At 68.1% G+C, this 14,288-nt stretch carries 12 protein-coding genes and 2 pseudogenes; 7 read left to right on the top strand and 7 right to left on the bottom strand.

Annotation, left to right across the window (positions count from 1 at the left end; translation table 11 throughout):
- Together ACIA5H_RS36875 and ACIA5H_RS36870 are read left to right on the top strand one after the other, a co-directional pair.
- Positions 1 to 150: pseudogene (locus ACIA5H_RS36875) on the top strand (Ni/Fe hydrogenase subunit alpha); the annotation flags it as partial.
- The gene (locus tag ACIA5H_RS36870) at positions 147 to 626 is read left to right on the top strand and encodes a hydrogenase maturation protease (protein WP_397080918.1); all 480 of its coding nucleotides are present in this window, start codon (positions 147 to 149) and stop codon (positions 624 to 626) included. The pseudogene ACIA5H_RS36875 and the gene ACIA5H_RS36870, both read left to right, overlap by 4 nt.
- A 26-nt stretch (positions 627 to 652) precedes the next feature.
- Here ACIA5H_RS36870 and ACIA5H_RS36865 read toward each other — a convergent pair whose 3' ends face one another.
- The 5 genes and pseudogenes from ACIA5H_RS36865 to ACIA5H_RS36845 all read right to left on the bottom strand — a co-directional run bounded on the left by ACIA5H_RS36865 (position 653) and on the right by ACIA5H_RS36845 (position 2,804).
- On the bottom strand, positions 653 to 940 hold the full coding sequence (locus ACIA5H_RS36865; RefSeq protein WP_397080916.1) for an SHOCT domain-containing protein: 288 nt from the start codon (positions 938 to 940) through the stop codon (positions 653 to 655).
- Positions 937 to 1,398 (bottom strand): hypothetical protein, encoded by a 462-nt coding sequence (locus ACIA5H_RS36860; protein WP_397080914.1) that lies wholly within the window; start codon positions 1,396 to 1,398, stop codon positions 937 to 939. The genes ACIA5H_RS36865 and ACIA5H_RS36860 overlap by 4 nt, the downstream gene beginning before the upstream one ends.
- Before the next feature lie 220 nt (positions 1,399 to 1,618).
- Positions 1,619 to 2,002, bottom strand: a pseudogene (locus ACIA5H_RS36855) (STAS domain-containing protein); the annotation flags it as partial.
- Positions 2,003 to 2,084: 82 nt separating this feature from the next.
- A complete protein-coding gene (locus ACIA5H_RS36850) occupies positions 2,085 to 2,498 on the bottom strand; it encodes a DUF302 domain-containing protein (RefSeq protein ID WP_397080912.1) in 414 nt (137 codons plus the stop codon).
- 36 nt (positions 2,499 to 2,534) lie between these two features.
- Positions 2,535 to 2,804, bottom strand: coding sequence for a metal-sensitive transcriptional regulator (locus ACIA5H_RS36845; RefSeq protein WP_379252225.1), 270 nt, complete (start codon positions 2,802 to 2,804; stop codon positions 2,535 to 2,537).
- Positions 2,805 to 2,987: 183 nt separating this feature from the next.
- Between ACIA5H_RS36845 and ACIA5H_RS36840 the strand changes: the two genes are divergently transcribed.
- Complete coding sequence (locus ACIA5H_RS36840) at positions 2,988 to 3,449, top strand: disulfide bond formation protein DsbA (protein WP_379252224.1); 462 nt, start codon at positions 2,988 to 2,990, stop codon at positions 3,447 to 3,449.
- 623 nt (positions 3,450 to 4,072) lie between these two features.
- Here the strand turns inward: ACIA5H_RS36840 and ACIA5H_RS36835 are convergent.
- Both ACIA5H_RS36835 and ACIA5H_RS36830 read right to left on the bottom strand, forming a co-directional pair.
- Entirely contained in the window at positions 4,073 to 5,056 is a 984-nt protein-coding gene (locus ACIA5H_RS36835; protein WP_379252223.1) for a 1-phosphofructokinase family hexose kinase, read from the bottom strand.
- Between the two features lie 150 nt (positions 5,057 to 5,206).
- Positions 5,207 to 7,489, bottom strand: coding sequence for a heavy metal translocating P-type ATPase (locus ACIA5H_RS36830; protein ID WP_379252222.1), 2,283 nt, complete (start codon positions 7,487 to 7,489; stop codon positions 5,207 to 5,209).
- Between the two features lie 384 nt (positions 7,490 to 7,873).
- Between ACIA5H_RS36830 and ACIA5H_RS36825 the strand changes: the two genes are divergently transcribed.
- The 4 genes from ACIA5H_RS36825 to ACIA5H_RS36810 all read left to right on the top strand — a co-directional run.
- Positions 7,874 to 9,394, top strand: coding sequence for an AAA family ATPase (locus ACIA5H_RS36825; RefSeq protein WP_397080908.1), 1,521 nt, complete (start codon positions 7,874 to 7,876; stop codon positions 9,392 to 9,394).
- A 259-nt stretch (positions 9,395 to 9,653) separates the two neighbouring features.
- On the top strand, positions 9,654 to 11,096 hold the full coding sequence (locus tag ACIA5H_RS36820) for a wax ester/triacylglycerol synthase domain-containing protein (protein ID WP_397080906.1): 1,443 nt from the start codon (positions 9,654 to 9,656) through the stop codon (positions 11,094 to 11,096).
- Between the two features lie 188 nt (positions 11,097 to 11,284).
- A complete protein-coding gene (locus ACIA5H_RS36815; protein ID WP_397080904.1) occupies positions 11,285 to 14,005 on the top strand; it encodes a cation-translocating P-type ATPase in 2,721 nt (906 codons plus the stop codon).
- 68 nt (positions 14,006 to 14,073) lie between these two features.
- The coding region (locus ACIA5H_RS36810; RefSeq protein WP_397080902.1) for a flavodoxin domain-containing protein at positions 14,074 to 14,288 on the top strand (215 nt) is incomplete at its 3' end.

The raw sequence follows: 14,288 nt of genomic DNA, 5'->3' as shown, positions 1-14,288 counted from the left end.
ATGGAGGACGATCTGCGGCGCGTCGTCTCCGACCACCTCGACCTCGATGACGCCGCGCTGGCCACGATGTGCGAACGCGCGATCCGGAACTACGATCCGTGCATATCCTGCTCGGCCCACTTCCTGGACCTCGACATGGTGCGCCGATGACCGAACCGTGGGCCGTGGTCGTCGGCGTGGGCAACGAATACCGCGGAGACGACGGGATCGGTCCGGTCGTCGCTTCCCGGATCGAAAATCTTCACATGCCAGGCGTTCTCGTGGCGATTTCCGATGGCGAACCAACGAGTCTGCTGGATATCTGGACCGGCTTCGATCTAGCTGTCGTGATCGACGCCGTGCGGTGCGTTCCCCCGGTCCCCGGCCGGGTTCGCCTGACGGACATCGACCTGCTCCGACGTGCGGGAACCGCCTCTTCCCACTCCCTCGGCATCCGGGATGCGCTGCCATTGGGACGCGTGCTCGGCCGTCTTCCCGCCAGGATCATCGTCGTCGCGGTGGATGTGGCGTGTCTCGAGCCGGGCGTCGGCCTATCCGAGCCGGTGGCGTCCGCCGTACCGCGCGCGGCGGAGGCCGTGGTGGGGGAATTGCGACGGTCCGAGCGCACGAGTCGGCCCCGGACATGAATCCGTCCGGCGGCAGTACCTCTCGTCTACTGCTGAGCGCGCCGATCGAGATCCGCCGGTGCGCCGGGGACGGGATGCAGCACCGCGAGGCGACGCAGGTATTCGGATTCGTCCAGTTCGCCGCTGGCGAACCGTTCCGCGAGCAGCGCCTCCGGTGACAGACGCGTCGGGCCACCGGGCCGGATGTCTTTGACGCGCTCCGGTCTGCACACCGCGACAAGCGCGATCGCCACCGCGATCCACAGGGGGACGGCCAGCAAGATCATGGGAACGAACATCCACCACTGCGCACCGTCCCCGTTCCAGTACATCATTGCGAACCCTCTTTCGTCGCACGACTCATCTGCCGCCACTCGCGGTCCCACCGCGCGCTCCGGCGCCGCTGTAGCAGCAGCGTCGCCCCGTACACAAGGCACCATCCACACAGCCAGACGCCGATCAGGACGAACACACCCACGCCGATCCCGGTCACGACGGCGACGTCCGGGTGACGAGGTTGCGCAGCCGGCGCACCGTGGTCATCCAGCCAGAGATCGATGCGATCGCCGCGTTGTGCCGTCTCCCGCACCGGTATGACGGCGGTGCCGCTACGGCCGTTTTGGTCCCATCGCACCCGTGCCTGATAGCGGTGCGAAGCGATGCTGCTGGGCCCCTCGGTGATCACGGGCTGCACAAGAAACCTTGTCGCGTCTTCGGTGCGGATCTCTGCGGAAGTGTCGGTGTACGCGTGAGTGCCGAAGGCGCCTGCGACAGGAACGGCGATCAGTGCCACGATCGTCGCGATGATTCGGACAGCGGATTCGATGCGGTCGCTGGGGCGCATCAGCCGATTCGAACTGCACGGTTGCAACGACCACAGGCGCGCCAGCCTGGTCCACCACCCCTGCCACGCGATGGTCACGCTATCGGTCATCGCCGTTCACCTCTTCCGACAGCTCGTGCCGTCAGCATCGATGATCGCGATAGCGCCCGTTCAGGGGCAGAGACGAAGGTCATTCACCGGACGGACCATCGGACTCGGGCCGACGGCCCGCTTCGAAGGCCGCCACCGCGGTCGGCAGTGTCGGGTACAGATATTGCGCACCGATTTTCGACGCCAGCCCGGAAGCATCCAAGGCTGCTCGCAGGTCGGGTTCGACCCGGGCCATCGCGAATACGATCCCGCGCTCGTGGAATTCGGCTCGAAGCCGCTCCACCGCGTCGAGCGCCGTCGGGTCGACCTCCACGTTGGCCTCGATGTTGAGCACGAACCAGCGCACCGGTGTGTTCCGGCGTTCGGCGGCGGACTCGACCGCCTCCAGTGCTCTGCGGCGGAAATCCTCGGCGTTGGCGAAGCACAGCGGCGCGTCATAGCGATAGATGACAAGTCCCACCACCACGCGTAGCGCGGCGGCAATCACGGGCGCCGCACCGACGCCGGGTGTACTGACACGCGAAAAGCGCGCCCCGCGGACTGCGTTAGGGCACGCGGCTGGTGGTGTTCAGAGAGTCGATGGCCGCCTGTAGTTTCGCGGCGGCTCGAGTGGCCACCGTTTGCAGGGCCGGTTCGTTCGTGACCTGAACCATCAGTTGCGGATTCATCGCTTCGACGATGACTTCATCGTCGGAGTCGGGGTTGCGACGCACGACGACGTTGCAGGGCAGCAGGAGCCCGATCTGCCGGTCGATGCCGACCGCTTCGTGCGCCAGAGGCGGATTGCAGGCCCCGAGGATGAGGTAGTCCTCCATGTTCACGTCGAGTTTTGTCTTCAGTGTGGCTCGCACGTCGATCTCGGTGAGAACGCCGAATCCCTGCGCGTTCAGAGCGGCGCGGGTCCGATCGACGGCATCGCCGAAATTCGTGTGCAACGTGGCGGACAGTCCCAGGTCCATGGTGCGGTCCTTTCTCCCGTGAGTGGACGATCTGAGTCAGGCCAGAGCGAGGAACAGTTTTTCCAGCTCTTCGACGGTCATCGGCTTCTGGCCGTCGGCGGAGTGCCCGCTGAGGCATTCGCGCAGTCCGGTCGCGACGATCTTGAATCCGGCGCGGTCGAGCGCACGGGAGACCGCGGCGAGCTGGGTGACCACGTCTTTGCAGTCGCGACCCTGCTCGATCATGGCGATGACGCCTGCGAGCTGACCGTGCGCGCGCCGCAGCCGGTTGAGTGTTTCGGTGATAGCGGTTTCGTCGCCGACCATGGGTGCGCCTTTCTCCTCGGCATCTGGCCGTTCAGCATACCCCATGGGGTATATACATACCATCACAGCGGGGTCCACTTCACATACCCCCATAGGTATGGTGGCAATAATACGGCCGGGGGTATTTTCCCGCCAGCGACAGGAGGATTTTATGGCCGATATCGATCTGTATGTGGATCCGGTGTGTCCATTCGCCTGTTCGACCGATCACGCCGGGTGGGCCGCGTGTTCGCCGCCGCCGTCCGGCAGCACGGCCAGACCGCGTTCACCCCGCTGTACCTGGCGTTCGGGCAGCGATCACATGAACACGGGCAGGACGCCGAGGAGGCGATAGCGGCAGCCATCGCCGAGACCGCTTTCGGTCACGAACTGATCGAAGCCCTCGATGACATCGGCTGCGACGCCGCGGTCGCCCACGCCCATCACGCCAGTCGAACAGCGCTCGGCGGGCGCGGTGGCAGCCCCATCATCAGCGTCGACGGTCACGTATTCAACGGTCCCGTCTTGACCGAGCCGCCGCGGTCGGAACACGGGGCCGAACTGCTGGACGCGATCGTCACCGCGGCCGCAGCTCCCGGCTTCGCCGCACTGCAGCGCCCCTACCAAGGCCCGCCCAGTTTCACCGCTACCGAGGGACAGCGCTGATGTGCTCACCCGCCAGGTGTCGCGTGTGCGGGAAGACCACCTGGGCAGGCTGCGGTGCGCATATCGACGCCGTCCGCCGCGCTACCCGGCCGGATCAGTGGTGTCCCGGACACGATGACGATGGTCAGACCTCCCCCGCTCCCCTACGAAGTCCCCGTAGCCGATGGTTTCGCTGACCTCCGGCCGACCGAGGAAAGCGACCGAGGCGCTTAGATGTCGCCGTACCGCGCTACTGAACACCTCCGAGGCCGCTCGGTACCCGACATCGCGGTGACGGAAACCGGCCATGCCGATCACCAGCCCGACGAGGGCGACCGAGGTGAGCAGGAAAACCGGTGCGGCGGTTGCCGCTTGGAGCGGCACTCGCGGAACATGCGTGAACGGCGAGGCCTCGTCGAACCATAGTCCTCGATGCTGTCGGCGAACGAGCCAAACGCGGCCCGGGGCTTTCGCACCTTCTTGTTCGCCTGCTACCCAGTCGGGGCCCTATCAGCATGCGGCCTGCGCGGACATAGGCGAAGGAGGACCTCGACTCGAAGTGCGAGGCCGAATTTCCTACATGCGTTCTGTCTCCGGATGACTGTGGACGAACCCGTCCCCGGACTCCCTCGCTCCGGCGAGCACTACGGCAGCCGCGGGGCGGTCGGTGCGAGAGCATCGATGCCGCCGGTGGAATTACCGGTACGCCGAAGTTCGTCGTGCACCTGCCTGATGTGCTCGGCTCGCCCCGGGCACGTCCCCGTGGTGGCGAGCGCCGCGGTCGCGGCCGCGATACCCAGACGCACCGCGTCGGCCAGCTCGTACCCGCGGGCCAGGCCCACTGTGACGCCGCCGACCATCGCGTCTCCGGCGCCGATCCCGCTACGAACCCGCGCGGGCACGGCCGCGAACCACTCCTGTGAGTCCTGCGTCACCAGGAGCGCTCCGTCGGCTCCGAGGGACAGCAGCACGATCTCTGTCATTCCAGCGGCGATCAGGCGGCGGGCCTGTGCCAGCTGTTCGGCGCGGTCGATCAGCGGATGCCCGGCGTAGTCGCCGAGTTCCCGCACGCTCGGCTTGATCAGATGGACGCCCCGGTGCACATTGCGCAAAGCGATACCGGACGTATCCAGCAACACACGCACATCCAGATCGCCGACGAGGTCGGTGAGGATTTGATAGAAGTCCGGGGACACACCCGGCGGAAGCGTTCCGCTGGCCACGAGGTACTCCGCGCCGCTCGCCGCACGTTCGACCTCGGCCAGGCAGCGATGTTGTTCCGGATCGGTGAGCCGAGGGCCGGGAAAGACCAACCGATATTGCTCGCCGCTCGAGGTCTCGGTGACCGACATGCTTTCCCTGGTGGATTCGGCCACGGGCACCGGCCGTGGCGGCACCCCGGTATCGCGTACCAACTGCTCGAGCAGCCGGCCGGGCGGGCCGCCCGCAGGGAACACCGCCGTCACCTCGACTCCCAATGCGGCCACTGTGCGCGCGACGTTGATGCCACCGCCACCTGGGTCGTAGCGTGGTGTCGCACAGCGCATTTTGTCCGTCGGTACGACTCTCGCGACCCGGGTCGCGACATCGATCGCGGGATTCATCGTCAGTGTCACGATTCGGCCCACCGAAAGCCTCCTCGATCGTCCTTTCGCGACAGCCCACTGTGTGCCCGATCCTGTCCGCGGGAACATACCGCTGTCGGTACCGATTACTCTGCCCGTTCGCAATCGGGCCGGAGCAGAGTCGGCCGCCCCTCGGGCGCTGGACTTAGGTCCTCAGGCCGAACTCGGCACGGGCTTGTCGGCTGCGGGAGCCAGCGTGAACAAAGCTTCGTCCTCCTGTGCGAAATGCAAGGTGAGGATGGCATCCAATCCGTAGAGCGAGGCGCGCAGGTCATCGAGCTGATCCGCTCTGATTCCGTGCGGCGCGTCATCGAGATGACGGCCGATACGGCGAATCAGACGTTCGATTTCGGTGTGCTCACGACTCATGGTCACCATCGCCTCCGGATCGCGGAGGTAGCCGGTCAACGCTGGGTACAGTTCCGACTCCTCGGCGTGCTCGTGCGGCAGTATGTCCTGCACCAACAGTTCGAACGCGTGGCGGACCGCGGCGTCGGCATCCGGTCCTGGACCGGTCGACAACGCGTCGGCCGCCTGCCGGACGGACGCGCGCGCGGCATGCAGCCTTTCGTGCTCCCGGGTGAAGCGTGCCACCAGCGGCTCGATCGCCTCGGTCGGGCGTCTCCGGGGCATTCGCAGGGCGCGTAACGCGTTCAAGATCACCACGACATCGATGCCCTCCTGCAGGAGGGCGCCTGCCGCGGGCACCAGCAGTCCGAAAGCGGCGGCGATCATCGCCGCCAGCGACATCGCCATCCCAGCGGCCGCACTCTGTACCGCAAGGCGATGTGATCGCTGGGCGATCTCCACCGCATCGGCAAGCCGGTCGATGCGGTCGTCCACGATCACCGCGTCGGCGGCTTGCACCGCCGCCGTGGACCCGCGCGAGCCCAGAGCCACACCCACGTCGGCGGCCGCCAGCGCGGGTGCGTCGTTCACCCCGTCGCCGACCATCACCGTCACACCGTTGTGTCGTTCCGCTCGGATCGCTGCGATCTTGTCGGCGGGGTCGGCGTCCGCGACGACTTCGGTGAGCCCGAGCAGACGTGCCACCTCGGCCGCGTTGTCGACTCGGTCGCCGGTGAGCATGAGCAGTCTTCGCAAACCCGCCGATCGCAATCTGCGCATCGTGCGCCCAGCATCTACGCGGATACGGTCACGTAGCAGCAGTGCGCCCACAGGTTCCTGCTCGACACACACCCACACGACGGCGGCCAGATCCAACCGTGCCCGCCGCAGCGCCGCCAACGCCCACGGCGCCGGCTCCGTTCGGGCGGGAAGCCGCCCGACCCGCACCGCGCGACCGTCTACGATCCCGGTCGCACCCTGTCCCGGTTCTTCTGAAACATGCTGTGCGAGGGCAGGTTTCAAGCCGCGGTGCGCCGCTGCGGCGACCACTGCACGTGCGAGCACATGCGGCGAGAATTGCTCCACCGCCGCCGCCTGGCGCAGCACCTGCTCGGCGTCGGCGTCGGGCGCGGTGACGATATCGAGCACCTCCGGCCGTCCCACCGTCACAGTGCCGGTCTTGTCCATCGCCAGGCACCGTGCCCGGCCGAGCGCCTCGAGCGCGGCGCCGTCTTTCACCACCACACCCGCCCGCGCCGTTCGCGACATTCCGGCCGTGATCGCGACCGGCACCGCCAGCAGCAGCGGACACGGCGTCGCTGTGACGACCACCGCCACCGCTCGCACCGGATCTCCCGTAGCGAGCCAGGCCGCGCCCGCGATGGTGAGCGCCAGCGGAAGGAACCACACCGCGACCCGATCGGCGAGTCGCGCTGTCGGTGCGGCAGCGGCGGCCGCCTGCCGCGCCAACGTCACGATCCCGGCGTAGGTGCTCGCCTCCACCGTCGCCGCGGCTCGGATGTCGACAGCCGCGCCCGCGTTGACCACACCGCTGCGGACCTCGGTGCTCGCGCGCCGCACCACCGGGACCGACTCACCGGTCAGCGCTGATTCGTCGAAAACGCCCGCCGTGGCGAGGATGCCGTCGACCGGCACCGTCTCACCCGGCAGCACGACCACGAGGTCCCCGGGTGAGATCGCTGTCGCGGCCACGGTCTCCACGTCGTCGCCACGACGGCGATGTGCCTGTGCCGGGGCCCGCCGCAACAGCGCCGACAGATCGCGTCCGGCGCGGCGACCCGCGTACGCCTCCAGCACCCGCCCGGTCGCCACCATGAGCGCGATCAGCGCACCGGCGAAGTATTCCTCGACGATCAATGCGCCGGCCAGCGCTATCAATGCGAGCAGGTCCGCGCCGTAGCGTCCTCTTCGCAGATCCTGCAGCACCCACACTGTCGCCGGAACGAGCGCCGCCACCGTAGCCGCCGACCACATCAGATCAGCGGCCTGCGCATTGAACAAAGCCACCGCCGATCCGCCGACGACCAGCACGGCTATCACACAGGTCAGGGCGAGCAGACGGATCATCCGGGTATGCCCCGACCGCGACTCGCCGTCTGTCGCTCCAGCGACTTCCTGTGGGTGGTTCGACAGATCTCGCACGAACTACCTCCGATCACGCCGCGCTTGCGCCGACTCCGCACCCACCACGGGCCGGAGAAGACGCCGTGATTTTCGGAGGTCGCCGCCCGCGCAGCAGCCATGTGGTGTCCAGCCTGCGCAACGACCGCGAGATACGACAGATCCGCGGGTCGGTGAACAGATGGCAAATGGTCCCGAGCCGATTGGACGAACGACCTTCGCGCCATCGACGCCCACGGCACGGCCCGGGCGGTAGGCCATTGGACCCTAGGCACAGGAGGTTGCCACGGACGACCCTGAAGCTCGACTCGTCTAGCAGAGGGAGCCGTCATGCTCGATGTCTCGGCCCTACGCGTCGCCCTGCGAACCACCCACGAACCGTTCGCGCAACTTCGCGAGACGCACACCGGGCTCGTGGTGCTGTGCGGCGACCGTGCCTACAAGGCGAAGAAACCGATCGTCACCGACTTCCTCGACTTCGGCACGCCGGAGAACCGCGAGCGGGCTTGCGCCCGCGAACTCGAGTTGAATCAACGTCTCGCGCCCGACGTCTATCTGGGGCTGGCGCATTTGACCGACCCGGAGGGTGGCGCCGCGGAGCCGGTCATCGTGATGCGCCGGATGCCGGACGCGTTACGCCTGTCCACCATGCTCGCGGCCCCGACCCGCCAGACGGCCGGGCTGCGCGCGCTGGCGGAGACTCTCGCGCGTTTCCACGCAGGGGCACGGCGCGGCGCCGACATCGACCGGGCCGGCACACCGGAGCAGCTGCGACGGCGCTGGGACGCCCTGTTCCAGCCGCTACGCGAACGTCCACAGGGGACGATCGATCCCGGCACGCTCGATCGCGCCGTGCACCTGGCGACGCGCTTCGTCGACGGCCGCACCGCCTTGCTGACGCAGCGCATCGCCGACAACCGCATCGTCGACGGTCACGGGGATCTCCTCGCCGAGGACATCTTCGTCCTGCCCGACGGCTTCCGAATCCTCGACTGCTTGGATTTCGATGACCGACTGCGCTGCGTCGACGGTCTCGACGACGCCGCATTCCTGGCGATGGATCTCGAATTCCTGGGTCACCCAGCGAAAGCCGACGCGTTCTTACACGACTACCTGCGCGCCGCGCGCGATTCGCCGCCGCCGTCGCTTCGGCATCACTACATCGCCTATCGGGCGACTGTCCGCGCGAAAACCGACGGAATCCGGGCCGATCAGGGCGATCCGGAAGCGGCGGGGCGCGTCCGGCGACATCTCGCCCTCGCTGTCGAGCATCTCGAACAGGGCGCCGTACGTCTCGCGCTGGTCGGCGGCCTGCCCGGCACCGGGAAATCCACGGTGACTGCCCGTTTGGCGGCCGAGACCGACGCCGTCGCGATCTCCAGCGACAGTGTCCGCGCCGCTTTGCGCGCCACAGGATCCATCGCCGGCGCCGCGGGAGTCTTCGGCGCGGGCGCCTATCGGCCCGCCGCGAAGGAATTGGTGTATTCGCGGATGCTCGCCCAGGCCAGGGACCTGTTGGAGCACGGCGTCTCGGTGATTCTCGATGCCAGCTGGACCGACGCGAACCAGCGCGCCCGAGCCGCCACCGTGGCCGAGGAGACGCGCAGCGATCTGGTGTCGCTGCGGTGCGCCTGCCCACGAACACTCGCGGCCGAGCGGATCGGTGCCAGGCCCAAGAGCGACTCGGAGGCCACACCCGCGATCGCGGACGCCTTGGCCGCCGCGGCAGCGCCGTGGCCCGAGGCCATCGAACTCGACACCGCACAACTGATCGAGAGATCGATCATGACGGCGCTGAAGGTCTGGAGCGACGTGACGGACCCAGTGCCGACCTCCATCGGGCGCGGGTGAGCCACCCCACCGCACCGGAGGTCGTACGCCGCGGATCGAGAAAACCGCCCTGGCGACTCGACTGCCTCGGCCGAAGGACGAAGGGCCTCCGGATAGGGGTCTTCGTCATCGGTCGCCGTCGAGGGAAACTCGGCAGACTGAGTGAACCACTGGCCCGCCGACACCGCGTAGGACATCGGCCGTACCGGTCTCGCGGCGGGGCCAGATCCGGAATGGGTAACCGCTCCACCTGATACGCAGTGGACGAAGGCAGCAGCTGATGGACTCCCGCGAAACCCACATGTCGCAGTCGGATCTGTTCTCCTGGAACATGGAACGCGATCCGGTCCTGCGCTCCACGATCGTGTCGGCCCTGATCCTCGATTCCGAACCGGACTGGGACCGCCTACTGCAAACGATGGATCGCGGCACCCGTGTGGTGCCCAGGCTGCGGCATCGGCTGATCGCCGCACCACTCGGCCTCGCCCCGCCACGGTGGGTGCTCGACCCGGATTTCGATCTGTCGTGGCATGTGCGTCGATCCGCGTTACCGGAACCGGCGAGTCTGGCCGAGGTACTCGAATTCGTGCGTACGGAGGCCATGACCGGTTTCGATCCGGCCCGCCCGCTGTGGCGCTCGACGTTGCTCAGCGGTTCGGCCGGCGCGGGCTGCGCCCTGGTGCTGACGGTGCACCACAGTCTCACCGATGGCATCGGCGGCATCCAGATCGCTACGGCGCTGCTCGACTTCGACCGCGCGGGCACCGACCGCGGGCATCCATCCGAACCGCGGGGCGACCCGGAGAGCGCGCTGCGCGACATAGTCTCGTGGAACGTCGCGGTCGGCTCGGATCTCGTTGTGAGCGGGGTCCGTTCGACGCCGCCGACGATCCGGCGAGCACTCGCCGATCCAGCGCGGGCGGTGCGCGAAGGCACCGCGCTGGCCGGCTCGCTGGTCCGGTTGGCCCGGCCCATCACCACGACGCTGTCGCCCGTGATGACAAGGCGAAGTCTTGGTCGCCGGGTAGCGGTCCTCGACGTGCCGCTCGAACGATTGCGCGGTGCGGCACGGGCAGCGGGCTGCACGTTGAACGATGCTTTCCTCACCGCCGTGGCGATCGGTTTGCGCACGTACCACCGCCACCACGGGGCGAAGCTCGACCAGCTACGGGTGACGATGCCGATCAGCCTGCGCACCCCCGACGACCCGCTCGGTGGCAACCGCATCACCCTCGCCCGTTTCGCGCTACCGGTCGATCTCGACGAAACCGGGGAACTCATGCGCGCCGTCGACGCCGCGGTCGCGGCTTGGCGGCGAGAACCGGCGATTCCGCTGTCGGGCGCCGTCGCGGCCGTGCTGAACCGATTGCCCGCCCGGCTGCTCACCGGACTGCTCAAACACGTCGATTTCGTCGCTTCCAACGTCCCCGGCTCCCCTGTGCCCCTCTACATCGCCGGGGCGCGGATCGACCGGATGTATTCCTTCGGCCCCACCATCGGTACGGCCGTCAACGTCACGCTGACCTCGCATGCCGGGATCTGCTATGTCGGGATCAACGCCGATACGGCCGCGGTCCCGGATACCGACACGTTGACCGAGTGTCTCGCCACCGGCTTCGCCACGGTGCTCGAGCTCGGCACCGAGTGCGCGGCGGTACCCGGCCCCGAATCGCGAGAAGACGTGGACTCGCAGCCGTCGTATCCAGCCTTCCGACACCGGTAGGGCCCCACAGAGCGGGACTTCAGCCCCGCTGCCACGACTACCGCAGCGCACGCTCATGGCGAGAGGAATTCAGAGGAGGCTTCGATGAAACGCCACCTCCGAGCCGCATCCGCCTCGCGCCAGGTCGGCGGTGAGATCCGGCGGCTCACCGCCGTCCTGGACCGCCTCCGCGACGGGGCGGCACCGTTGTGACCGGCCTGGCCGAAGCCGAACCCGGTCTGCGGGTCGATCCGACCGAGCGGATCGACCTGCTGCTGCGCGATCTGCGTGGCAGCCGCCGCGGGCTCACCACACGCGAGGCCGAGCGACGCCTCATCCATTACGGACCGAACATGCTGCGGAGGCGGGGCCGCCGGACCTGGCCACGGGACCTGGCTCGTCAATTCACCCACCCGCTCGCGCTGTTGCTGTGGGCAGCGGCGGGTCTGGCCGGGGCGGTCGGCATCGTTCCGGTCGCGATCGCGATCGTGGTCGTCATCATGATCAACGCCGCGTTCGCGTTCGCGCAGGAAAGGCATGCCGAGCAGGCGGTGGAGGCACTGGCGGCGTATCTACCGATGCGAGCACGAGTGGTGCGGGACGGGCAGGTCGCCGAGGTCGAGGCGACCGGCGTCGTGCCAGGCGACGTACTGGTCATCGCCGAGGGCGACCGAATCTGCGCGGACGCGCGGCTGCTCGACGGCGGCATCGAGGTGGATCTGTCCGAACTGACCGGCGAGTCGATGCCCGTCTACCGCAGCGCCGACACCGTCGACGCCGGAGTGCCGCTGGCGCAGGCCCGCGAACTGGTCTTCAGCGGCACATCCTGCACCGAGGGCGAGGCACGCGCGATCGTCTTCGCCACCGGCATGCACACCGAACTCGGCCGCATCGCGGCCCTGTCCGAACGCGTCGAGCGCGACGAGAGCCCGCTCGAACATCAAGTGCGCCGCGTGGCCTGGTTGATCGCGCTGATCTCCGTGCTGCTCGCGGCGGCGTTCATTCCGCTCGCGATGCTCGGCGCCGGACTGTCCCCGATCAATTCCGTGGTCTTCGCCGTGGGGCTCCTCGTGGGCAACGTCCCCGAGGGTCTGCTGCCGGTGATCACCCTCGCGTTGGCGATCGGCGTGCGCGATCTCGCCCGCCGCGGCGCGGTCGTCAAACGCCTCAGCGCCGTGGAGACCCTCGGCTCCACCGATGTGATCTGCACCGACAAGACCGGAACCCTCACCGAGAACCGCATGCGGGTAGTCGCCATCGACACCGTCACTGGAGCGCACACCCCTGACGCACGGCCCGGAAAGCGGGATCTCACCCTGACCCGCATCGCGAAAGCGATGGTCGCCTGCAACAACGCTCGTCTCGCCGATACCGGCCCCGCCGTCGGCGACCCCACCGAGGTGGCGCTGTTGGCCGCGGCCTCGGAGTTGGGTGAGCAGGTGCGCACCGACGAGCGAGAGCGTCTGCGGCAACGCCTGTTTCACTTCGACCCGGTGCGGAAACGCATGTCGACCGTCGACGCGGACGACACCGGTCGGCTGCGGGTGCACGCGAAGGGAGCCCCGGAGTCGCTGCTGCCGCTGTGCACCGCCGAGCTCGGCAGCGACGGCGGCATCCGTCCGTTGAATGCGCCGCGCCGCGACCAGCTCGCCGAACTCGTCGATTCCCGCGCGCAGCAAGGTCTGCGGATGCTGGCCGTGGCCGAGCGTGATGTCGCCGGTTCCACGGCACCGCGAGATCGGGAACTCGCCGAGAGAGATCTGGTCCTGCTCGGTGTGGTCGCCATGGAGGACCCGCCTCGGCGCGAGGTCGCCGAGGCCGTGCGACTGTGCCACGACGCCGGCATCCGCATCGTCGTCATCACGGGTGATCACGGGCTGACCGCTGCGGCGGTCGCCGATCAGATCGGCATCACGCGGGGAACGCCGACCGTGATCACCGGCGCGGAACTGGAGCGGATGAGCGAAGCGGATCTCGACGAGCTGCTGGCGGGCCCGGCCGAACTGGTCTTCGCCCGCTCCTCGCCCGAGGCCAAACTGCGCATCGCGGACGCGCTGCGTGCGGCGGGCCATGTCGTCGCCATGACCGGAGACGGCGTCAACGACGCGCCCGCGCTACGGCGCGCGGATATCGGGGTGGCGATGGGTCGTTCCGGTACCGACGTGGCTCGCGAGGCGGCCACCATGGTGCTCACCGACGACAACTTCGCCACCATCACCGCGGCCATCCAGGCCGGCAGACGGGTCTACGACAACATTCGCAAGTTCATCTGCTACATCTTCGCCCACACCACGCCCGAGGTGACTCCGCTGCTGGTGTTCGCGCTCTCCGGCGGCGCGGTACCGCTGCCTCTGACCGTGATGCAGCTGCTGGCCTTCGACGTCGGCACCGAGACACTCCCCGCGCTGGCGCTCGGACGAGAAGCGGCCGAGCCCGGCCTGATGCGCAGACCACCACGCGAACGCGGTGAGTCGGTGATCCGCACACCGATGCTGCTGCGCGCGTGGCTGTTCCTCGGGGTGATCGCGGCGATACTCGCCATGACCGGCTTCTTCTTCGTGCTGCTGCACGGCGGTTGGCACCCGGGCGACTCCACCGGCCCCGGTACCCCGCTGCACCACACCTATCGGCAGGCGACCACGATGACCTTTTTCGGCATGGTCGCCGGCCAGATCGGCACCGCGTTCGCCGCACGCACCGATCGTGCCTCACTGCACTCCATCGGCGTACTGTCCAACCGCTTGCTGCTATGGGGAATCGTCTTCGAACTCGCCCTCGCCGCGGTGATCATCTACGTCCCGGTGATGCAACGTTTGCTCGGGACCGCCGCATTGACCCCTGCGATGCTCGCGTTCACCTTGCCGTACCCGTTCATCGTCTGGGGCGCCGACGAGATCCGCCGCTGGTTACTGCGCCGCCGCCGGCAATGACCATGGTCCCCCGGCCCAGGGCACGAGTCCTCTCACCCAGCTCGGCGCCCGCGAGCAGAATTTTCGGCATGGACCAGGACCAACACCGCATCGCCGTCGTCTACGCGACCGAACAGGGATCGACCCGCGACATCGCCGAATTCATCGGCACCGAGCTGTCGAGTCGCGACGCGATCGTCCAACTCGCCGATATCGACCACGCGCCCGACCTGTCCAACTTCGACACCCTCGTCCTCGGCAGCGCAGTCCACAACATGAAACTCCTGCCCTCCGTCGCCGACTA

It is taken from the genome of Nocardia sp. NPDC051900, from assembly GCF_044452545.1.
GTDB lineage: Bacteria > Actinomycetota > Actinomycetes > Mycobacteriales > Mycobacteriaceae > Nocardia > Nocardia sichangensis.
This window is presented reverse-complemented; position numbering and strand designations above follow the sequence as displayed.